Annotated in this window: 15 protein-coding genes; 12 read left to right on the forward strand and 3 right to left on the reverse strand. The window is 54.6% G+C overall.

The window, feature by feature from the left end; all coding sequences use genetic code 11:
• Positions 1 to 3: 3 nt before the first annotated feature.
• The 7 genes from AACZ64_RS02195 (at position 4) to AACZ64_RS02225 (ending at position 10,043) form a co-directional block, all read left to right on the forward strand.
• Positions 4 to 2,154 carry a hydantoinase/oxoprolinase family protein gene (locus AACZ64_RS02195; protein ID WP_293613747.1) on the forward strand — a complete coding sequence of 717 codons (2,151 nt, stop codon included), beginning with the start codon at positions 4 to 6 and terminating at the stop codon, positions 2,152 to 2,154.
• A gap of 22 nt (positions 2,155 to 2,176) precedes the next feature.
• Positions 2,177 to 4,453 (forward strand): hydantoinase B/oxoprolinase family protein, encoded by a 2,277-nt coding sequence (locus AACZ64_RS02200; RefSeq protein WP_293613748.1) that lies wholly within the window; start codon positions 2,177 to 2,179, stop codon positions 4,451 to 4,453.
• 1 nt (position 4,454) lies between these two features.
• The gene (locus tag AACZ64_RS02205) at positions 4,455 to 5,315 is read left to right on the forward strand and encodes a hypothetical protein (protein WP_339639647.1); all 861 of its coding nucleotides are present in this window, start codon (positions 4,455 to 4,457) and stop codon (positions 5,313 to 5,315) included.
• A 28-nt stretch (positions 5,316 to 5,343) separates the two neighbouring features.
• A complete protein-coding gene (locus AACZ64_RS02210) occupies positions 5,344 to 6,909 on the forward strand; it encodes an AMP-binding protein (protein WP_339639648.1) in 1,566 nt (521 codons plus the stop codon).
• A 91-nt stretch (positions 6,910 to 7,000) separates the two neighbouring features.
• Positions 7,001 to 8,266, forward strand: coding sequence for a hypothetical protein (locus AACZ64_RS02215; RefSeq protein ID WP_293613749.1), 1,266 nt, complete (start codon positions 7,001 to 7,003; stop codon positions 8,264 to 8,266).
• A gap of 260 nt (positions 8,267 to 8,526) precedes the next feature.
• Positions 8,527 to 9,249: an acetoacetyl-CoA reductase gene (phbB, locus tag AACZ64_RS02220; RefSeq protein WP_293613750.1), complete on the forward strand. Its 723-nt coding sequence runs from the start codon at positions 8,527 to 8,529 to the stop codon at positions 9,247 to 9,249.
• A 98-nt stretch (positions 9,250 to 9,347) separates the two neighbouring features.
• On the forward strand, positions 9,348 to 10,043 hold the full coding sequence (locus AACZ64_RS02225; RefSeq protein ID WP_293613751.1) for a transposase: 696 nt from the start codon (positions 9,348 to 9,350) through the stop codon (positions 10,041 to 10,043).
• Between the two features lie 39 nt (positions 10,044 to 10,082).
• Here the strand turns inward: AACZ64_RS02225 and AACZ64_RS02230 are convergent, their stop codons facing one another.
• Positions 10,083 to 12,176: a sigma-54-dependent Fis family transcriptional regulator gene (locus AACZ64_RS02230; RefSeq protein ID WP_339639650.1), complete on the reverse strand. Its 2,094-nt coding sequence runs from the start codon at positions 12,174 to 12,176 to the stop codon at positions 10,083 to 10,085.
• A 515-nt stretch (positions 12,177 to 12,691) separates the two neighbouring features.
• Between AACZ64_RS02230 and AACZ64_RS02235 the strand changes: the two genes are divergently transcribed.
• From AACZ64_RS02235 to AACZ64_RS02255, 5 genes are all read left to right on the forward strand, one after another.
• A complete protein-coding gene (locus AACZ64_RS02235; protein ID WP_293613753.1) occupies positions 12,692 to 14,524 on the forward strand; it encodes a DUF1302 family protein in 1,833 nt (610 codons plus the stop codon).
• A gap of 85 nt (positions 14,525 to 14,609) precedes the next feature.
• Complete coding sequence (locus AACZ64_RS02240; RefSeq protein ID WP_339639651.1) at positions 14,610 to 16,061, forward strand: DUF1329 domain-containing protein; 1,452 nt, start codon at positions 14,610 to 14,612, stop codon at positions 16,059 to 16,061.
• Positions 16,062 to 16,235: 174 nt separating this feature from the next.
• Positions 16,236 to 17,387: a YCF48-related protein gene (locus AACZ64_RS02245; RefSeq protein WP_339639652.1), complete on the forward strand. Its 1,152-nt coding sequence runs from the start codon at positions 16,236 to 16,238 to the stop codon at positions 17,385 to 17,387.
• 86 nt (positions 17,388 to 17,473) lie between these two features.
• A complete protein-coding gene (locus AACZ64_RS02250; protein ID WP_339639653.1) occupies positions 17,474 to 19,822 on the forward strand; it encodes an MMPL family transporter in 2,349 nt (782 codons plus the stop codon).
• A 236-nt stretch (positions 19,823 to 20,058) separates the two neighbouring features.
• On the forward strand, positions 20,059 to 20,343 hold the full coding sequence (locus AACZ64_RS02255; protein ID WP_293613756.1) for a helix-turn-helix transcriptional regulator: 285 nt from the start codon (positions 20,059 to 20,061) through the stop codon (positions 20,341 to 20,343).
• Positions 20,344 to 20,415: 72 nt separating this feature from the next.
• Here AACZ64_RS02255 and pgi read toward each other — a convergent pair whose 3' ends face one another.
• On the reverse strand, positions 20,416 to 22,044 hold the full coding sequence (gene pgi, locus AACZ64_RS02260) for a glucose-6-phosphate isomerase (RefSeq protein ID WP_293613757.1): 1,629 nt from the start codon (positions 22,042 to 22,044) through the stop codon (positions 20,416 to 20,418).
• 125 nt (positions 22,045 to 22,169) lie between these two features.
• Positions 22,170 to 23,177, reverse strand: a complete 1,008-nt coding sequence (gene gap / locus AACZ64_RS02265) for a type I glyceraldehyde-3-phosphate dehydrogenase (protein ID WP_293613758.1) — start codon at positions 23,175 to 23,177, stop codon at positions 22,170 to 22,172.
• Positions 23,178 to 23,254 lie beyond the last annotated feature (77 nt).

Here is a 23,254-nt window from a genome sequence, read left to right on the forward strand (position 1 = left end):
GTTATGAAACGTATATCAGTTGATATCGGTGGTACGTTTACCGATTGCTTTGTGGTTTGGGATGACAAGTACATTGAAACCAAAGCGTTGACGACCCACCAAAACCTCTCTCTCGGTTTTAATGAAGCCTTGGAGAGTGCATACACTGAACTCGGTCTCACCATGGAAAGTATCCTTTCTGGAGTGGATTCGGTTCGCTACGCCACTACGCTGGGCACCAATGCCCTGATCGAGCACAAAGGCCCCCGTATCGGCATGCTGGTGACGGCGGGCTACGAGGCGATGGTGCCGCTCAGCCGCGGTCGCGGTTATGGTGAAGGCCTCGACGAGCTGGGCAAGCAGAACCTGCCCGATGCCCAGCGTCCTGCCCCGCTGGTTCTGCCACACATGATTGAGGGTGTTCGTGAACGCCTCGGCTTCCAGGGCGAACTGGTTATGCCTCTGGACGAGCCGGATGTGCGCGTCAAGATCAGAAAGCTGGTGGACAAGGGTGCCCAGGCGATTGTGGTCTGTCTGGTCAACTCTGTCGTGAACCCCGCCCACGAAAAGCGTGTTGAACAGATTTTGCTGGATGAGTATCCCTCGCATCTGCTGGGTTCCATTCCTGTAATCTTGTCTCACCGCGTTGCTGGCCGGAAGGGTGAATATGTTCGCGCAACCTCGGCGATTGTGGATGGCTATCTGCACTCCACCATGTATCACGCCATGAGTCAGCTGGAACAAAACCTGCGTTCCAATAAGTACGACAAGCCGATGTTGGTAATCCACAACTCCGGTGGTATGGCGCAGTTGAACTCCACTGACGCCCTGCAAACCATTCACTCCGGTCCGGTTTCCGGTATCAGTGCCGCAGAGCATCTGGCAAAAGAAGCCGATCTGGGCAGCGTGGTGGCCACCGATATGGGCGGCACCTCCTATGATATCGGTATCGTGGTTGAAGGCGGCATCAAGCACTATGACTTCAACCCGGTTATCGACCGCTGGCTGGTGTCTGTGCCCATGGTCCACCTGGTTACCCTCGGCGCCGGTGGTGGTTCCATCGCCAGCTTTGACCGGATGTACAACGCAGTTGCCGTCGGTCCGAAAAGTGCCGGCTCCGACCCCGGTCCCGCCTGTTATGACCGCGGTGGCATGAGTCCTACTGTCACTGATGCCGACCTGGTGCTGGGTTATCTCGATCCCACCAACTATGCCGGCGGCCATATTCCGTTGAACCCCAAGCGTTCCGTATTTGCCATTGAGGAAACCCTCTGTGACGACCTGGATGTCTCGCCGATTGAAGCGGCACTGCTGATCAAGGAAAAAGTTGACAGCAACATGGCCAACGGTCTGCACACCGAGTTGCGGGTTCGCGGTTATGACCCTGAAGACTTCACCATGCTCGCCTATGGTGGCAACGGTCCGCTGCACTGCTGTGGTATTGCGAGCAATCTGAGCATTGACAAAATCCTGGCACCACCCATGAGTTCCGTCTTCTCTGCAGTGGGTGCAGGCAATATGCACCAGATGCACATTCATGAAATGTCACTGTTCATGGTGCTATACAATGACAACACCCGCAAAGTGTTCGACGATTACAAGCGTTTCAACGACATCGTTGCCGAGCTGAGTGCCCGTGGTCAGAACGACCTGTTGCGCCAGGGCATGAAGCTGGATGACATCCGCTATTCGCTCGAGCTGGATATGCGCTACGGTAACCAGCTGGTGCAGACCACCGTGGTGGTGCCCAAGCACACCCTGGAATCTGCCATGGATGTCATGAATATCCTGCAACAGTTCTCCGAGGACTACGGCAAACGCTTTGGTGAAGGTAGCCAGGCGCCGGAAGCGGGTATTCGTATCAATACCATCCGTGTGGCGTCCTATGTGGAACACGACACCGTGCACTTCAAACACATCAAGCCGATTCCCGAAAGTGAGCGCTCTGCACCGCCGGAGCCGATTGCCAAACGCACCTGCTACTTTGTCAGCACGGGCGCCAAGGCAACCGAGACACCGGTCTGGCACAAGAATGACATCCCTCCGGGAACAGAAATCGTGGGCCCCGGTATCGTGGCCTCGGACGTAACAACCTACTTGATTGAACCGGGCTGGAAGTATGTCTCTGCCGAGCAGGGCGCCGTATGGTTCTTCCGCACCGATGCACAAAATTGAGTGGATATAGGGGTATTTGATTATGAATAACGAAACAAACAATTCAGCTTTGCAAGATCAGGAGCTGATCGAGAAATTCCTCAAGGATACTACCCTTTTCCTGGGGCCCGATCCCGAGATCATGCGCGACCACAGCATCATGCCGCGCACGTCCGATGAAGAAAGGGCAATGGACAAGTATACCGACCTCAACCAGATCGCCTCCATTCGCGACCGGCTTCAGTCTGCCTGTGAGGAAGGTTTTGAGATGCTTGAGCAGATGGGTGCCGCCCCCGGTGCCAAGTGGGGTGACATCATCACCGGTATCTACTCGGCCTCTGGCGACCTCACGATCGGCAGCGCCGGCGGGGTATTGATTTTCAACGCACTGGTTCACCACCCGATCAAGTTCATCATCAAGAACTGGGTTGATGAAAAGACTGTGGGTGTTCAAGAAGGTGATGGCTTCATCCACAACGATGCTCGTTACGGCAACGTGCACAACACCGACCAGAGTATGATTCTGCCGGTCTTCCACGAAGGCAAGTTGGTCTGTTGGGTGGCGTCCACCGTTCACGAGGGTGAGAATGGTGCGATCGAGCCCGGCGGTATGCCTTCCATGGCGGAAACCTCCTTTGACGAAGGCCTGAAAATGTCGCCGTTCAAAGTGGTGGAAAACTACGAAATCAAGCGGGACCTGCTGACTTTCCTGCAGAACTCCGTGCGCGAGCCGAAGCTGCAATACGAGGACATGAAGGTAAAACTGTTTGCCTGTATGCGTCTTGAGAAGCGGATCAAGGAAGTGCTGGCCGCCGATGGCCCGGATGCCCTGACCGCCTGTCTGCGCTACACCAACGAAAGTGTCGTGACCGAAGTCCGTCGCCGTATTTCCGAGTGGCCCGACATGACCGTGCGTACCCAGACCATCATGGACAGCACCCTGCGTGAAAATGCATTGCTGAAAGTCTGCCTGTCTGTGACCAAGAAGGGTGATCGCCTGATCTTTGACTACAGAGGTACCAGCCCCGAGTTGACCAACCGTGCCATCAACACCCAGTTGCAAGGTATGAAAGGCATGGTGGGTCAGGTATTTATGAATCACGTCTGGCCGGATCTGCCCCGCGGTCAGGCGGGCCTGTCGCCTGTTGAGTTCATCACCCAGCAAGGTACGCTGGTTGACAGTTCATACGCAGCACCGAACTCCCAGAGCCTGATGTCCATCTTCCACAGCTTTACGGTGGCCCAGCATGCGACCGCCAAGTTCCTGTACAGCTGTCCCGACAAATACACCCGGGTACTGGCGCCCTGGCACAACATGATCAACACCTTCATCTGGGGCGGTTTGAACCAGCACGGTGAAACCCTGGGCAACATCTGTGCCGACCTGAACGGTATGGGCGGTGGTGCCCGCATGGACCGCGATGGTGAACACGCGCTGTCTCCGATTTTTGCCACCATGGCGGACATCGGTGAACAGGAAATGAACGAAGAGGAAGTGCCGTTCCTGCAGTTGGTATCCAAGAAAATGACCGCCAACACCCAGGCCCCCGGCAAATATCGTGGTGGTATGGGCTATACCATGATTGCCGCCACCAAGGACAGTGATCAGTGGGGCTTTATGACCACGACCCAGGGTTCCAAGGTGCCGACCATCCAGGGTCTGTTCGGTGGCTATGCCGGCGGTTCCTATCCCCTGTGTAAAGTACAGGGTGTGGATGTCTACGAAGTTCTGTTGGAAAATCCGCAACTGTTCAAGCACAGCATCCATGAAATCATGAATGAGCAACCGTTCCCGAATGCCAGATACACCACCCACCACATGGGTATGGGTTTTGATATCTCCAAACGCGGCGAGCTGTACATGATCTCCCAGGGTACCGGTGGTGGTTACGGCGACCCCCTCGAACGCGATCCCACCTATGTGATCATGGATATTGAGGAAGGCCTGATCTCTGCCGAGTGGGCGAAAAAGCTCTACAAGGTGGAGTTCAACGAAACCACGCTGGCCGTGGATCTCGAGACTACCGAAAAACTGCGTGCCCAGTATCGCGAGCAGCGGAAAAAACAGGGCGTGCCCTATGCCGAGTTCGTCAAGAAACATGTCAAGGATCATCCGCCCGAGAACATTCCATTCTACGGTGCCTGGAACGGTGACATCGACACGGTGTACGCGGGCAGTATCCATGACAAGCGCGATGCCAAAAATACGGGACCAATTTATATGGTCAACCCCAAGGATGTGAGAATTGCCGAACTGGAAGCCAAACTTGCAGCCGTCAGAAAAGACGCTGGTCTCCCGCCCGAGAACGAGAGGAAATAGTATGGCTCTGGATCTTGCGTCCTATCTGGCAGCCGGGGGGGAAACCCCCCGGCTTTGGATTAATTTCAACGATTACACCAAAAAGCTGCTGCTGGGCAAGGATGAAAATCCCTGGACCAACCCCGCTGCTTATATGTCGTTTTATCGCCAGGCTCACGGTCTGGTAAAAGCCCAGGTGGTCGTTATCGATGTCTGGGACCTGTTTCAGCACTGGATCAGGGAAGACGCCGAGGCGTTGCCGGCCATGGCGGGCAAACGGCGGGTCACCGCTGCGCTGAAAGCCATGCTGGAGGCCTACGCCCCCCGCGAATTGCTGGCAGAGGTCATCACAGCGCTGGCTAACAACTACAGCAGTTCAACACCGCTGGTTATGGTCATGCCATCGCCCCGTGCCCTGCTGGTCAAAGCCCATCAGGCCGCCAACGGCGAGATTGCCGAGCCGGATGAAATGAGCGTCGATACGGCAGCGATGTACGTGGCTGATTTCCTGCGCTATTTCAGCGAAACCGAACTGTCTGGTTTGTTGCTGGTAGAGGAAACCTCTCTGATGCCTGCCAGCGGTGCTGAACTGGCCTGGTATCAACCCATCTATAACGTGGCGAAACACTATCGCTGGTCGGTGGGACTGTACCTGCCTGCAGCGGATGCCGATTTCGATGTGCCCGCGGATCTGGCCTTTACCATTGCCCCGGCCACATCGCCGTTGGGGGCCAAATCTAAAGGTGTTGAAGTGACCGACCTGCTATGGGGCGACCAGGCGGGCCAATCGCTGCCATCGGTGGAGGGGTTTTATTACCTGACTATTCCGCCGGACGCGAAGCCCGAGTTGGTTCTTGATACCCTGTCTAGCCTGAAGGGTTAACCCGATTCAGCCGTAAACGAGGCCCATCATGCGTCTAGTCGATTTTCTCGATCAGAGTCCTGCCCTGTCCTCAGAGAAAGCGAAGTTTGTCGATCTGGACAATGATCTGTCGCTGAGCTATCGGCAAATGGTCGATGCCTCGGTCAAGATTGCCGCGTTGTTAAAGGAACGGGGGGTGAAGCGACAGGACATCGTCGCTACCTACGCCCCCAATTCCGTGGCGGCCTTCTGCTGCATCTTCGCCATTTCCCGGGCGGGTGCTGTCTGGTTGCCGCTGAACATGCGCAACACCTTTGAGGCCAACCGCAAATTGATTGAAAAATCCGGTGCGGTAAAACTCTTTGTGGACGACAGCGTCGCCACCGCTTTTCCTGAACTGTCCGACACTTTTCCCGATGATCAGCTCATTGAACTCAATGGCCAGCGTGTCGCCGGTATTGATCTTCGTGCGCTTTCCGGTCAGGCATCGGTCGTCGATTCGGAAAACGGTGTGGATGACGGGGCAGGGCTGGTCAACCTGTTTGCTACGGGGGGCACCACTGGCGACTCCAAGCTAGCGGAGTGGGGAAGTCTCACCTGGGATACGCTTTCGGCGATTCAGAATGAATTGATGCCGTTGCCTGAGATTCCCGCCTGCTATCTGGTGGCGGCTCCCATGACCCATGCCGCCGGTATTGCCGCTTTCGAAGTGATTCGTCAGGGAGCCAACGTCGTCGTGATGGAGGGCATGGTGCCGGAGAGACTGCTGGCCACTATCGAAACCCATCGGGTCACCCACCTGTTCATGCCGCCCACCGCGATCTACATGCTCCTGGCCCATCCCCGGGTGAAAGCCTGGGATTACAGCAGCCTGCGTTATTTCTGGTATGCGGCTGCGCCGATGTCGGTGGAAAAGCTCAAGGAAGCCATTGACGTTTTCGGGCCGGTGATGGTGCAGACCTACGGTCAGGCTGAAGCGCCGATGCTCTGTACCTTCCTCTCCGCCGAAGATCACGTGCTGGCGCTGGATGGCAACAACCCTTCCATACTGCGTTCCTGTGGCAAGACATCGCCTCACGTCGAAGTGGCCGTCATGGATGACGAGGGCAACCTTCTCGAGCCGGGGCAGGAGGGGGAAATTGCCATCAGGGGCAACCTGCTGATGCGGGCCTATTACCGGAATCCTGAAGCTACCGAAGCGATCCGCTGCGAGGGTGGCTGGCAGCGCTCCGGAGACATCGGCGTTTTTGATGAGCAGGGTTATCTGGCGATTGTCGATCGCAAGCGGGATATGATCATTTCCGGTGGCTTTAATGTCTACCCCAGTGAAATCGAGCAGTTGCTCTGGGGACATTCGGCGATCAAGGACTGCGCAGTGATCGGTATCCCCGATGAAAAATGGGGCGAGCAGGTTACCGCAGTGGTGGAATTAAAGGATAAATCCCAATCGCCGGACGAACAGGAGATTATTCAATACTGCAAAAGCAAGCTGGGTAGCGTCAAGGCACCCAAGCAGGTTCTGTTCTGGGATGAGCTGCCGCGCAGTCCCGTTGGCAAGGTTCTGAAAAAAGAAATTCGCAAGGTTTTCTGGGAGGCGGCGGGTCGCAAGATCTGAACCGTTCCCGTCTTGGCTACACTTTTTACACGCCTGCCCGCCGGGCCTGAAACTTTTAACCATCTGTCTGTAATAGTAGTGAGGATATATTGTGAAGGTTAGTATTGTTGGTGCGTATAACAGCAAGTTTGGTGCGTTCGTCAAACGCGACCGTGAAACCGGTGAAGTCGAGGACCTCAAATCCTTTTATGAATTGCTGACAGAGGCGGGAGCGGGTGCTATCGCCGATGCAGGATTGGAAGCAAAGGACATCGATGCCATCTGGGTCGGTTCCTGCTCTCCATCTCTGTTCGTGAACCAGGAGCACGTCGGGCCGCTGGCGCTGGAGATTGATCCAGAAGGGTTACTCTTCAAGCCCACCACTCGCACCGAGGGCGCCTGTGCCACGTCTTCCCTGGCCATTTACAATGCCGCCTATGCGGTGGCTTCTGGTCGGTTCAAAAATGTGCTGGCGATCGGTGTCGAGAAGATGAACACCCTGGATACCGCAGGTGTGACCCACGCGCTGTCCTGTTGCTCCTACTGGCCGGAAGAAGGCAATAAGGGCATGACCTTCCCCGGTTTGTTTGCTGAACTGGGTAAGGCTTACCAGGAAAAAGAAGAGCTCTCTCCCGAGCAGCTGCGCATCATGTTGGCCCATGTCAGCGCCCTGAACTATCGCAATGGTATCCAGAATCCACTGGCGCATTTTGGCCCCGGTAGCATACCGGACATCAACAAGTTGACTACCGCCGAGGCGATCCTCAACCTGCCGGAATCGGGCAAGGGTAGCAACCCGATGATCGCTCCGCCATTGCGTCTGCACGATTGCTCCCTGATTACCGACGGGGCCGCTGCAGTGGTGCTCACTTCCAGCGACAACGCTAAAGCCAACTTCAATCACGCCGTTGAACTGTCTGGTATCGGCCATGTGACCGACCGGATGATGCTCAAGGAGCGCATCGGTCGTCTGCATGAGCTTCGCGCCACCCGTCACGCCGTCGACCTGGCGCTGAAGGAAGCGGGTGCCACCGTGGACGATCTCGATCTGGCGGAGGTCCATGACTGCTTTACCATTAACCAACTTCTCTGCGTCGAAGCCATCGGCCTGTCCGAGTCCGGTCGTGCCGGTTACGATTTCATGAGTGGTAAATACGATCCGGACAGCGACTGTCCTATCAACCTGTCCGGTGGTCTGAAATCAAAAGGACACCCGGTGGGTGCCACAGGGGCATCGATGCACGCGCTGGTCTACAAACAACTGGTGGGCGAACCGATCGGGGTGGCGGCAAAGGGCAACCCTGAAGTTGGGATGACCGTTAATATCGGTGGTTCCGGTGTAACCAACTGCGTCTCGGTGATGCGCCGACTCAAATAGTGTTTTCCTCCCTGACAGGGCGTGGACCGGTCACCGGTTCGCCCCTGCCAGTTTTTTCCTATCCCCGTCACCCCAAAAAAGTCTTGATTCCAGTCAAACTTCCTGAACTTTTGTTGTCACAGTATTTGTTTTCCTGTGGGCTTGGTTTAATAATTGTCCCGTGGGTTATGATAGGGCTGGTTCCGGCGAGCTATTTTGCGCAGCATGCTGGTACCGGTAGTTGTAGATGTAGCTAGAATAAAAAATCAGGAGACAATGAGATGCCAAAAGTAGCACTGGTGACTGGGGGAACAAGAGGTATCGGTGAAGTCATTGCTATTGAACTGAAGGAGGCGGGCTATCTGACGGTGGCCAATTACGGAGGTAACGATGAACGGGCCCGCGAGTTCAGGGAGCGAACCGGTATTCCCACCTACAAGTTTGATGTATCCGACTTCGATGCCTGTAAAAGCGGTATTGAAGCGATAGAGCGCGATATCGGGCCTGTCTCCATTCTGGTCAATAATGCGGGGATCACCCGCGATGGCACTTTGCACAAAATGTCCCAGAAATCCTGGCAGGAAGTGCTGGATACCAACCTGGGTTCCTGCTTCAACATGAGCCGCTGTGTGATCGAGGGTATGCGTGAGCGCCGTTTTGGTCGTATCGTCAATATCGGCTCACTGAACGGTCAGGCGGGTCAGTATGGGCAGGTCAACTACGCTGCGGCGAAATCCGGTATTCACGGCTTTACCAAGGCACTGGCCCTGGAAGGTGCGAGCATGGGGATCACGGTCAATGCGGTGGCCCCGGGCTATGTGGAAACCGATATGGTGAGGGCTGTGCCCGCCGCCGTACTGGAAAAAATTGTCGCCCGTATTCCCGTTGGCCGGCTTGGCTCCGCCCACGATATTGCCCGGGGCGTACTGTTTCTGGTGTCCGACGAGAGCGGTTTCATTACCGGCTCGACCCTGTCCATCAACGGTGGCCAGCATATGTACTAGCCCCTCCCTAAAAGGGGTCGGTGACAACTGAGAATCATTCTTATTGGTTGTTCGGCCTGACCCTTGCCCGTCTGTTTATCTGTCGAAAGGAGTCGACAATGCCCCGCAAAACAAGGATGTTCGTACCGGATGTACCCAGCCATGTGGTCAGTCGCGGTAACAACCGTAATGCCTGTTTTTATACCGATGGCGATTACTTTTTCTACCTTCAATGTTTGAGCGAGGCCTGTCATAAGCATCGGGTATCCGTTCATGCCTATGTGTTAATGACAAATCATGTGCACCTGCTATTAACACCAGAAAGTGAAGATGGCATTCCCTGTGTGATGCAATCAATCGGTCGTCGTTATGTGCAATACATCAACAAAACCTACAATCGTTCCGGGACTCTTTGGGAGGGGAGGTATAAAGCAAGCCTGGTGGATGCAGAAAACTACCTGCTGGCCTGTTACCGTTATATAGAGCTAAATCCTGTTAGGGCTTCCATTGTCAGGCACCCTGCTGACTATCGCTGGTCGAGCTATGGTGTCAATGCGGGAATCAAGCCAGGGAAGCAGCTCGTTGCACACGAGGTTTACCAACGGCTTGGGTCGGATGAGAAAAGCCGTTACCAAGCTTACCGCGCGCTGTTTTCCGTTGATCTGGAAAAGTCGCTACTGCAGGGTATTCAGCGGGCTACCACATTTTCAATGCCCCTTGGGGGTCGTGATTTTCAGGTGCAGATTGAAAAGGTGGTCGGGAGAAAATTGGGTCATGCCAGGCGAGGCAGGCCAATGAAAATTAAGTGCGAATGACTCTCATTTGTCACCGACCCCTTTATGACCCCTTTATGATCAGGTCGGTTTTTTCAGGTGGTACTTTTTCATTTTCTGGTAGAGCGTACTTTTGGCAATGCCCAATTGTTTGGCCGCTTGGGTCATGTTGCCTTCCGCCTGTTTGATGGCGGCCTCGATGGTGGACTTTTCAACCCTGTCCAGGTTGCCCTGGGGCGGGGTGATGAAGGCGTTGACGTGCTCCGGCTCCAGATTGCTTTCCCCCGGCCGATAACCCTCGGGAAGATCGTCAATCGTCAGGGTTTCGTTTGTGGACATAAAACACATGCACTCCACCACATTGGCCAGTTCACGGATATTGCCGGGCCACTCGCGGCTTTTCAGGGCCGTCATCAGGCCCGGTGAGAAGCGTTTCGCTGAGATGTCGTCGGTTTTGCGGATGCGCGCCATCACCAATTGAGCGATTCCTTCGATATCTTCCTTGCGGCCCGACAGTGGGTCGAGACTGATGGTCACGGTGGATAGCCGGAAATACAGATCCTTGCGGAACAGCCCCTCGTTCACAGCGCCTTTCAGGTCGCGGTTGGTGGCAGCAATCAGTCGGAAATCCACAGGGATTGGTTTGATGTCCCCCACCCGGTAAATTTTTTTCTCCTGCAGTACCCGCAAAAACACCGGTTGCAATTCCAGCGGCAGCTCGCCAATTTCGTCGAGGAACAGTGTGCCGCCATTGGCCGCCTCAATTTTGCCGATCATGCCGCCCTTGCGCGCGCCGGTGAACGCCCCCTCCACATGGCCGAACAGTTCGCTGCTGAGAATATCCCGGGTGAAGCCGCCGCAGTTCAGGTCGATAAACGGCCCGTCGGCGTATTGGCTGCTGTCGTGAATGGCCTTGGCGAACACTTCCTTGCCGACCCCGGTATCCCCCAGAATCAGCACTGGCAGCGGTGTATTAGCCGCCTTGCGGGCCTTGTCCGCACTGGCCTGAAAAGAGGGGCTCTTGCCGTAGATGCCGTCAAACGGATCGAGGCTGGTCGTCGGGCCGGCAGCCAGTGGCTCGGCGGCGGGTTTGGAGGTAGACCGGCGCGGTGACGGCACCAGCACCTGAAAGCCGACAATATTGCCCTTGTGCAGTATCGGTTCCACCCAATCCTCCGACACCCACAGCCCCGCGTCGTGCGGGTAGACGATTTCATCGCCACCGAAGCGCTGCATCGACAGGCGACGTTTGGTCTCGGGATCGTAGTCGATACCCAGGGAGTCCAGTGCGGCAGCAGCGTTGGCGGTAGAGTTGATCAATCGCCCCTGCTTGTCCAGCAACAGCTTGCCGGTGTTGCGGTAGTGGCCGAACTGACTGTTGCTGTGTTCGAGGATCAGGCTCCACAGGTCCGAGGTCTTTTTCGCCAGGCCCGATTGAATCTGGCTGGCCCAGGCCACCACCAGCGGCACATGGAATTTATCGTAAATGCTGCACAGTCCGGACAGGTCTATCACACCCATCATCTGGTTGTCGTAGGGGTCGGCGATCACCGCTGCTGTACAGGTCCAGGGTTTGAAGCCCTGAATGTAGTGTTCTTCGCCGTGCACCTGGGTCGGCTTGCGGGTTGCCATGGCGGTACCCACTGCGTTGGAGCCGGAATGGCCTTCGTTCCAGCCACTGCCCTCCACCAGTCCGATATCTCTTGCATCGTCAATGGTTCTGGGGTCGCCGACAATCTGCAGGTTTAGTCCCTGGTAGTCGGTCAGGTAGAGGATGGTTTCGAGATCCTGCAGAAACAGGCGCGCCTGTTCCAGCACAGGTTCTGCGCACAGCAATAAATCGGAGTTTCTCAGCCGGTGGTGGGAGAGGGTGTTTTCAGACACCAGCAGTGGTGCCGCTTTCTGTTCCGGGTTCACGCCCTGGGACAGGCAGCGCTCCCAGGAGCTGGCGATTACGTCGCGGATCGGCAGATCTTTGGCCTGGCCACCCTTGCAGAGAAATTGCTCCCACGCGCGATCAATCCCCCGCTGGGCATTCAGGCTGTCGCCATCGGGCCGATAAATCAGGCCGGGCTTTTTAGGACTTGGGCCCCTCACTGTGGATGACCTCCCCCGTTGTCGGATAATCGGCCGGGTAATCGGCAATGACGTGGTAAACCCATCATCTGCGCTCACTGTTATTGGAGTTGCTCAATGCCCGGTTGCGTTCCGCTGGCATTGCCCGCCGGAATAAAAATACTAAGTCCCGCATGGGTGCGACCGATAATAACACGCAGTGTCATGACCTGTCAGTCCGTTCGTGATGCCCCGTGCCCGGATCTGTCCGATAGAGTAACAGGACGTAGATTGCCGACCTGCCGGGCCCATTCGGCCAAAAAAAAGTCTGAAACCCAATAAATTGGGCTTGCCATGATTTTTCTTTAATCATACGATTTGCATCGGGGTTCGTACGATAATAAAACGTTTAATGTCGTGAAAACCCCATGAACAAAGGCGTTCAGCGAAGAAGGAGTGACCGGAGAAACCTCGATGACTAGTGTATTGACCGTTTTTCGGACGCAATTACCACATTTTTGTGGCAAAACTGTTGTTGCTGTTGGGGACGAAGCTGTTTATATTTCGCATTGCTGTGCGGAATGTGCGGCGGCAACTAATAATATTTAATAAATTAGTGGGAGAAGAAAATGGTGATGAAAAACAACACCAGCATCAAGAAAGTAGGTGGCTTTCTGCTGGGCTTTGGGGGGCTGATGGCCGCCGCAAGCCCGACGTTTGCAGCCGATTTTGACTACGGTTTGGACGATAGTTTTTTTAAGATCAGCTATAACGGCTACGTCCGCACCACCGTCGGTGTACTACTGCAGGATTCAAAAGAAACTGCTGCCGACGATAAATGGCGCATGAGTCAGGCGCGGGCCACCGTCAACGTCGACTGGGACATCAAGACCGGGCCGCTGAACTGGCGGGTGGTCACCCGGGTCGAGGAGGAGTACAAAACCGATTACCTGGAAGACCTGTCCGAGCGCATGGACAAGCAATATGCTGTCCTCAATGGGGTTCTTCCCGGGCTGGATAACCGCGGTACTTATGGTCGCTATGGCACCGAAGGCAGTTTCATGGACCAGTATGAAACCACCGACGAGATCATGGACATTGTTCGCGAGATCTACTTCGACTGGCAGATCACCGACCGCCTGTTCGCCCGTATCGGCCGCCAGCAGCTGGTGTGGGGGGAGTCCGACTTCTTCCAGGCGATGGACGTGGTACATGGCTACGACTTCCGCCAGCGCTTGTTCTATGAGAACAACGAAGAGTGGCGCAAGCCGCTGTTCCTGCTGAACTTCGTCTATGAAGTCCACGAGTGGGACGGCATGCTGAACTTCTATATCCGTCCAGGGCTGGATCGCGCGGTGGATATGGGCAGCAACTACAATATCGAGGGCGGTCGCTGGATCCCCACTCCCTACCGCGGGGTTGACTTTACCCAGGTGACCGATGCCTATAACGAAGACCACAACAAGGGCGACTGGGACGACTGGACCTACGGTATCCGTTGGAACGGCCGCTGGGGCTCCGCCGGTTACTCGTTCTCCTATATGAAAACCTTTAACCCTCAGCCAGTGATTAACCCGAACCTGAACTTGAATGCAGGTGGTAGTCTTGCAGGGTTTGGTGAGTACTACGGCGTAGGTGACTCGGTTAACACTTCAGGTTTCAGAAGTATTGGTCAAGCTGATCCCACTGTTTTAAATATGCCGGTTGATCAGGCGTTGCAAGGCTATGGTGATGGTTACCGTGGCGATAAGCTGTTGGGTGAGTGGCTGTACCCGGAAATCGACGTGTTCGGTTTTACTGTCAACTACTTCAGCATGGCAATGGACTCCACCCTGAGTGCCGAAGTGGCGTTTATTCCGAACAAGCCCTACAACTTCGGTCAGTTGAAGTCTGACCTGCCGGGTTGGGGTGGTATCAAAGAGAAGGATACCCTGAACGTCATGCTGCGGATCGACAAGGAGTTCAAGTGGCAGCAGATTCTCGGTACCCACCGTCCGTCACTGTCCAGTATCCAGCTGTTTGATACCTGGATTATCAACCGCAAGAAAAGCGATGAGATTGTTGAGTTCGCCTCCTTCGGTGAAGAGAAATCCGAACACACCGTCTACCTGACCCTGTTCACCCTGCTGAACTACACCCGTGACACCATCAACCCCTCCCTGGTGGTCGGTACCGACCTCACCAACGGCGGCGGTTTTGTGATCCCAGCGGTGGAGTTTGTCTGGGGTAACGACTGGCGGCTGAAGGTGGAAGCTGACCTGTGGTGGAACGACGGCGACCGCAAAAAAGTCTGTGGTAAAGCAGAAAACAATGCATCAGATCCTTCCGCAGTGGGTGATCTCGGTGTAAGCGGTTGTAGTAAAGCTGTCGGTGATGACTTGCTCGGTGTGCGCGAAAACAACGCCTCCTTTATGGATTGGTTTGCCCGCGACAACCAGCTGGTTTTCAAGCTGACCAGACAGTTCTAATAAAAGATAATAATGAAAATTTGTGCAACTATTGCAAAACCGGATAGTCACAAATAAGACTTATTTTAAAACTGGGAGTATGACTATGTATAAGAAGTTACTAACGGCGTCGGTCGTGGCATCAATGGGCTTTGCGCCCTTGATGGCCTCCGCGGAAGACGAGACCTCGCTGCCGCTGTACGCCACCGACCGGGAACCCGGTTATGTGCAGCCAACGGCAGACGGTTCCAAGCCCAACCCGGTGTTCTACGGCAGCCCTGCCAAGGCCGGTCGCTGGGACAACGGCAAACCCGATATGGAAGCGGAACAACTGCCCGAGGGCGTGACCGAAGACCAGGTAATGAAAGCGGGCACCGTGATCAACGCGGCCAACTTTGACAAGGTCAAGGACATGTATTTCGAAGGTAAGCGTGTCGGCGACATGATTACCGAGAAAATCGAGTGGATGATCCGCGAGAAAAACCTGGCGATGAATATCCGTCATTCGGAATTTATCGAGATGGACGAGAAGTACATGCAGGCCACTCAGGATGGCAAGGGCAAAGTAAAATTTGACCCTGAAACCCGTGCAGTGTCTGGCTGGGAAGCCGGTATGTTCTTTGACCCGCAAGAAATCTCTATGGACGACCCCCACGCCGGTGACAAACTGATCTGGAACCTGCGTTCACCGACCTACGGTGCGACCATGGACTTGCGTCACATCTCCTGGGTGTTCCTCGACGGTGAAGACGGCATGGAGCGTATCCAGCGTTGGTGGGCCCGTCGCTACTACATGGAAGGCCGTCTCGACGGTGGTCCGCTGGTAGAAGGTGATGGCGATATCATGCAAAAAACCGTTCTGGTGGCTATCTATCCCCAGGATATTAAAGGTATCGGCATCTTCTCTGTACGCTACAACGACCCCACTGCGGAAACACCGGATGACGTTTGGGCCTATCTGAAGTCGGTTCGCCGTGCACGTCGTCTGTCCGGTAACGCCTGGATGGACCCAATCGGTGGTACGGTACAGTTGTACGATGACTGGGATATCTGGGATGCGGTACCCACCAAATACAAAGAGGTAAAACTGGTTGATCGCCGCTATGTGTTTGCGATTGCTCACGCACCGCTGATGACTGTGGATCTGCGTTTCAGAAACACCATTCAGGAATTCCCTGCCGTCGGTATGGACATTCCGCCTCACTACTTCCCCGCGCCCCAAGTGCAGTGGGAACCACGTGAAGTATGGGTAATTGAAGGCACCCCGCCCGATGTTCACCCCTACAGCAAGAAAGTGGTGTATATGGAAGTCGATTATCCTCGTCCCTACCTGGGTGAGGCCTACGACAAAAACGGTGAATTCTGGAAAGGCTTTATCTTCCAGAACCGTCTCGACGTAGGTGATGATGGCTACAAGGCATTGATGCCGGTTGTTGGTCACATCATTGACTTTAAAGCAGACTTCGCGACCAACTGGTCTTCCAACATGAAAGCCAACCCGGCCGGTGTTGAAGAGACAGACGTCACGCTGCAAACGTTGATTGCACTGGCTCGTTAATTCGAACCGGTTCGTTCTGAAACAGGGCTGTCAGGCAAACCTAATTGTTTATCTGGCAGCTCTGTTGCAGTTTACACACTGAAAAATCAATAAAAACGACCGATCAGACGGTGTTCGTAGCACTGTAGTAGTAAAGGTGGCCTTCCTGGTCATTTAGATTTTTTTGGGGGTTTTATGAATGTTGCTGGACAGGACCATGCTGGAACCAATTCCTCTGAGCCCGCAGGGCCGGTAGAAAAAACAGCAGGCCAAAAATTTATTGCACTGGTTTTATCAATTTTACCCTGGGCTATTGTCGGCACTCTGTTGTGGGCGGGCCTGTTTGTCAAACCAACTGCCGTGATAGAGGAAGTCACACCACCGGCGATTGACCGCCGTGACAATATTCTCGGCATAACCCAGGTCGGCCCCGATGTGTATTGGGCAGCCGGTAACTACGGAAAAATTCTTATTTCCACTGACCGGGCGAAAACCTGGACCAATCAAAACTCCACCGTGGATACGCATTTTCAGGATATCGCTGCCTGGGATGAGAACCGTGCTGTAGCGGTGGGCAACAAAGGTGTTGCGGTGGTCACCGACGACGGCGGTAAGACCTGGACGTCAGTGGAGACTCCCAAATCCGAAATTTCCAACAAATTGTTGAAAGTCCATCTGTCTCCCGGTGGCGAAGCGCTGGCGGTGGGTGAAATGGGCATGATTATCCAGAGCCTGGATTACGGGAATACCTGGAAGCGCCTGCGCGATGAAGAGGATATCTTTTTCAATGACGTTATCCGCACCAATGAGAACACCATCATCATTGCCGCCGAGGCACGGGCGATTGAGGATGCTGACGCGCCCTACGATCCCAACCAGCTGGTTCCGGACGCCTACGGACTGATCTTCAAGAGTGATGACAATGGTGAGACCTGGCGCACCATCAAGACCGATAGCCTGAACAGCTTTGCGGCCATTGACTTCCGCAATGAACTGGAAGGGGTTGCGGTCGGTTTGTCCGGCACCATTGTCGCCACCTTTGATGGCGGGGAAACCTGGACGCATATCGATAGCAAAACTTCCGGCATGAAAGAACACCTTATGGATATCGCCTGGTCTGAGCACCTGCAGGAGTGGGTAGGTATAGGCAACAAAGGCAAGTGGATAACCTTCTCCGGTGATCTGTCGTCATTCGACACGCGTTTCCTGACGGAAGCCGACGCAGAAGTGAAGGATTTTACGTCCCACGCAGAACTCGCCCTGACCGGTGATGGCGGGTTTATCGCTGTCGGTGAGACGGTCGGTTATATGGATCTCGAAACGAACCAGTGGTCTTTGTTGCACTAGTCATTGACACAGCTGCGTGACGATTCAAATAAACAATTAAAAGATGCGCCCATCCAGGCAGTTTCGGATGGTTGGTGGAGGATAACATGTTAGAAAAATTTGCACTTGCCTGTATCAAATTCAGAAAAAGTGTTCTGGCAGTGGTGGCTGTTCTCACAGTTATATTTGCTTACTTTGCACAGAATATCGAAGTTAAAACCGTATTTGACGACCTGATGCCGACCTCGCATCCCTATGTTCAGATACACAACGAATACAAAAACACCTTTGGTGGCACCAATATCATCACCTTCATGATCGAAGCGGAAGAAGGTGATATTTTCCAGATGCCGGTTTTGAAGAAGGTCCGTGATCTGACCCAGGGCCTTTACAAGATCAATGCGATCAATGAATTCCAGATCTATTCGATCGCCGGTAAAAAACTGAAGGAAGTGCGCGCTTCCACAGAGGGGATTGAAAGTTTCCCCTATATGTGGCCTGCTCTTCCGGAAGACGAGGCCGGTATTGAAAGGCTTCGGGAAGCAATCTTGCGCAGCCCGCTGGTCTATGGGCCCTATGTGTCCAAAGATCTGACGGCAACGCTGGTGACGGTGGATTTCTACGACAATCTTCTCGAGTACAACCGCGCCTATAAACAGGCCTACGAACTGGTAGACCGGTTGGATGATGATACTGTCAATATCAGCCTGGTGGGTAATCCGGTTCTGTACGGTTGGGTAAACCACTTCCTGCCAGAAACCATGAATCTGGTACTGGTGGCGGCGCTGATCTTCCTGGTACTGCTGTTCCTGATCAACAGAACCTGGCGCGGTACACTGCTGCCACTGCTATCTGGTGCTATCAGTGCGACTTGGGCACTGGGCGCCGCGCATATGCTGGGCATTCACTTCGATCCGCTGGTAGTCGTGGTGGCCATGCTGATTACCGCCCGTGCGGTATCGCATTCAGTGCAGATGATCACTCGCTTCCACGAAGAAATTGACAAGATGACCGAGGGGCATGATCTCAGTTCGACAGAGGCGGCCCGTCTGACCCTGAAAGACCTGTTGCGTCCCGGTTTATTGGGCATTGCCACGGATGCCGGCTGTGTGACGGTGGTGGCAATCAGCCCAATTCCGCTGTTGCAGAAACTGGTGGTACTGGCGGTTGTCTGGGTTGGTACCGTCGCGGTGAGTTCAATTATTGTCACGCCGATCCTGCTGTCATGGGTCAGAAAGCCCAAGTCTTACGCCCACCCGCTGAATCTTGATCTGCTGGTCATCCGCCCTTTCCTGAACATGTGTGTGAAAATCGTGGAAACCCGGGCGCGCTATGTGGTGGTGACGTTCGCTCTGGCGCTGTTTATTGTCTGTGGTTTTTACGCGGTCGATCTGAAGGTGGGCGATGCCAACCCCGGTTCGCCGATTCTCTGGCCCGATGCCCGTTACAATATCGACTCTGACAATATCAACAGCAAGTTCCCGGGCGCCGACCGGATGTTCGTGGTGTTTGGTAACGAAACCCGCGACGAGCAGGGCCTGATGAAAGAGGTTGAGTCTCTGGACAGCATGTTGCGGTTCCAGCGCTACATGGAGCAACAGGAGGAAATTGGCGGTAGCCTGTCCCTGGCGGATGTGTTGCCTACGGTTAACCAGACAGTGCGGGAGGGTAACTACCGCTATGTGGAGCTGGGCGAAACCACCACCAATAACGCCGAACTGATCTATATGTTCGAACGTGCCTCTGAGCCCGGTGACTTGCTTGGCTTCACCGATGTGAAAGCCACCAATGCTTCCGTAACGTTGTTCTTCACCGACCGTCAGGGTAAGACGATCCAGACAGCGATCGCCCGGATCAATGAGTTCAAGGACAACATGGAAGTTGAAGGGCTGACCATTCACATGGCCGGCGGTATCATCGGCGTGATCGGTGCGGTGAACGAGGTTATCCTCTCCGGACAGATTCAGTCGATTGCACTGGCGCTCTTCATTCTGGTGATGATGTGTATCATTGTGTATCGCTCCAGTATTGCGGGGATGTTCTTTATGGTCCCGGTGGTGTTGTCCAACCTGGTAACCTTCGCCTTCATGGCATGGCAGAACATAGGTATGAACATCAATACCGTGCCCGTTGCTGCGTTGGGTATCGGTCTCGGTGTGGACTACGCACTGTACATCTGTGACCGTATCCAGATCGAATACAAATCTGGCAAGTCACACATCGAAGCCATTTCCATGTCTCTGCATTGTGCGGGACGGGGCGTACTGGTAACGGCTCTGGTACTGATTGCCAGTGTTGCCGTATGGCTGTTCTCCTCGCTGCGCTTCCAGGCTGAAATGGGCATGTTGATCGGCCTGTGGCTATTTGTCTCTGCCATGAGTGCACTGTTCCTGATGCCGGCGCTTGCCTTTATCTTCAAGCCGCGCTTCCTGTTTGGTGAAGTACAAAGCCATTAACAGAGAAACAGCTTGAACTTCAATGCAATAACAAACAGGGCCCGAAAGGGCCTTGTTTTTTTGTATTCAGGATAGTGAGTCAGGTTTGCCCGTGGCTGAGGGTTTGTTCACATGAATATGCCAGATTTGCCGGGGTTGACACTGACAGTGATCGGAGCTGACAGATACTTTGTCTGTGTTGGCTCAGTCGATGAACGCACTGTTAAATAAAATACGGATTTGACCCAACAACAATAATGAAAATGAATACCGATGTGCTGGAATTTAATGAATCCTACCGGAATGGTGCAAAAAAGCTGGCTGTTTACCCGCTCTATGGCCTGACCAAACGTGAATCCGAAGTTGTATTGCGGATCGCGCTGGGCAAGACCAATGATGAGGTGGCGGCACTGTTGGGCATCACCCCGGCTACGGTCAAGCTCCACATGAGAAGTGCGCGGCTCAAGCTGGGCGCCAATAACTCGATCTATCTGATCAGTCGTTGCTTCATGCTGGGTATTTTGCGTGCCGTGTCCGGTTGATTGCCCTGCCGTATTAATGAATGTTTGACACCGCTGCTGGTAGTTCCCCCGACAATCTGGTGGCGGGACGTATCAGGGAATTCTGAATAATCCCGTGCGGCGGTTGATGTGGTCAAGCAATTGTCGCGTAGACGGGTCAGGTGCACCTACGCCGTTTCTATTGCTGTCATGTTCAGAGAGCAAGCCGGACGCAATGCCTTTGCCGAGTTCGACGCCCCACTGGTCGTAGGAATTGATGTTCCAGATCGCGCCCTGCACAAAGACCTTGTGCTCATAGAGCGCCAGCACCTGGCCGAGATGGTAGGGTGTGAGCGTATCGAGCAGCAGTAGGTTGGAGGGTTTGTTGCCGGGACATAATCTGTGGGCCGGGAGATCCGCCTGGTCGCGATTGCCGACCATTAACGCAGATGCCTGTGCCAGTAAATTCGCCAGCAGTGTGCGGTGGTGTTCATCAATACTGTGGGGTTCATTGACCGCGGCGATCAAGTCGAGCGGTATTAAATGGGTGCTCTGGTGAAACAGCTGAAAAAAAGTGTGCTGTGCGTTGGTGCCGGTTTGTCCCCAGAGGGCGGGACCAGTCTGGTAATCAATGGTTTCGCCGGATTGCGAGACAGACTTGCCGTTACTCTCCATATCGAGTTGTTGCAGATAGCTGGGCAGCTGTGACAAACGCTGGCAGTAGGGGATGATGGCCACTGATGGTGCGTCGAGAAAATTCCGGTACCAGATACCCAGCAGGGCCATGATAACCGGCAGGTTCTCGGCGAAAGGTGCTGAACGGAAATGCCGATCCATTGCCCGGGCGCCACTTAGCATTTCTGTAAAATGCTCGTGTCCCAGACTGATCGAAATGGTCAGTCCCACACAGGACCATACCGAGTAGCGACCACCCACCCACTCATCAAATGTCAGAATCTGTGATGACGGGATACCGAAAGCTTCGGCGTTTTGACGGCTGGCGGTCAGTGCGATGATCTGGCGGCTGCTCACCAGTCCCGACTGCTGCAGTTTATTCTCCAGCCAGTGCAGGGTGGTACGTGTGTTTAACAGTGTTTCCTGGGTAGTAAAGGTCTTGCTGGCGACAATCACCAATGTTCGTTCAGGATCGAGTTGATTGAGGGTGTTGAGTACATCCTCTCCATCCACGTTGGCGATAAAGTGAACCCGCAGATCGGGGTGCCTGTAGGGGCGCAATGCCTGGCAGGCCAGCTGGGGGCCGAGTACTGAGCCGCCGATGCCGATATGAACGATATCCCGCACGGGTTTGCCCGTGACACCGAGCCACCTGCCTTCGCGGATTGACCTGCTGATAGTCGCCATCTCGGCCAGTGTGGCACTAATCTGTTCGTCCAGTGGTTGTCCCCCGCACTGGTAACCATCTTCCCGCTCACCTCGCAGTGCCGTGTGAAGTGCAGCGCGCTGTTCCGAGCTGTTGATTAGATCCCCGTTAAACAGGGCAGCCCGCTGTTGCTCCAATGCGGATTGTTCGGCGAGGGCCAGCAGGGCTGAAAAAATGGTTTCGTCGATCAGATTTTTTGAATAATCCAGCAGCAACCCGTCCACCGACAGGGCAAAACGCCGATGGCGATCCGGGTCCTTCTGGAACAGCGACATCAAGTCGAGTCGTTTGCCTCCCGCTGCCAGTGTTTCCAGCGTATGCCAGGCAGGCAGTGTATCGGGCGGGGAGGTTGTTTTTGTCATGCGGGGGACTCGTTTTAATTTGATCGCTATCTGATTTTGTCGGTCAGTATCGCATACGCGATGATGAACGGTTGGTATGGAAAGGTCTGGCCGTAGTTTGTCGTATTATTTTAACACCGGTCACTCTACAGATGTCGGCCCATGACCAGGCAGGTATCCAGCATGCGGTTGGAAAACCCCCACTCATTGTCATACCAGGCGAGGACCTTGACCAGCTGGTCGCAAACCCGGGTGTGTGTGCCATCGAAAATACTGGAATAGGCGGAGTGGTTGAAATCGACGGACACCATCGGCTCATCCGTATAGGCGAGCACTTTACCCAGTGGGCCGCGAGCTGCCTGCTGCATGATATCGTTCACCTCGGTCGCAGTGGTGGCCCGGCCGGCCGTAAAGGTGAGATCCACCAGCGACACATTGGCGGTGGGTACCCTGACGGCCATGCCGTCCAGCTTTCCCGACAGTTCGGGCAGCACCAGACCGATGGCTTTGGCAGCGCCCGTGCGGGTGGGAATCATGGATAGCGTGGCCGAGCGCGCCCGGTAAAGATCTTCGTGGTAGACATCCACCAGATGCTGGTCATTGGTGTAGGCATGAATTGTGGTCATGAAACCCGTTTCAATGCCGAGTGCTGCGGACAGCGGTTGAACCAGCGGTGCCAGACAATTGGTGGTACAGGAGGCATTGGATACGATCCGGTGTTCGGCGGTCAGCAGTGTGTGATTGATACCGAACACGATGGTGGCATCCACATCCTTGCCCGGTGCTGAAATCAGCACTTTTCTGGCTCCGGCCTGTAAATGCCCGGCGGCCTTTTCCCGGTCGGTAAAGTGTCCCGTGCATTCCAGAACGATATCCACCTGCAACGCCAGCCAGGGGAGGTTTGCCGGATTCGGCTCGGCGAGCACCCTGATGGCGTCCTCGCCGATGAACAGGGTCTCGTCGTCGTGGCTCACCGGCTGGTGGAATTGACCGTGAACACTGTCAAACCGGGTCAGGTGCGCGTTGATGGCCACATTGCCCTGATCATTGATCGCGACAATGGTCATCTGCTCCCTGAGCTCTGGTTTTTCGTAAAAAGCCCTGAGGATATTCCTGCCGATACGGCCGTAGCCGTTAATTGCTATGCGCAGCATGCTCACCTCCCTTCAAAGCCTATTATTGCCTGATTGGCCGTCCAACAACATCCCCAATTTAGGCCGTGGCAATAGGC

Origin of the sequence: uncultured Porticoccus sp. (assembly GCF_963975625.1) — a bacterium.
Lineage (GTDB): Bacteria > Pseudomonadota > Gammaproteobacteria > Pseudomonadales > Porticoccaceae > Porticoccus.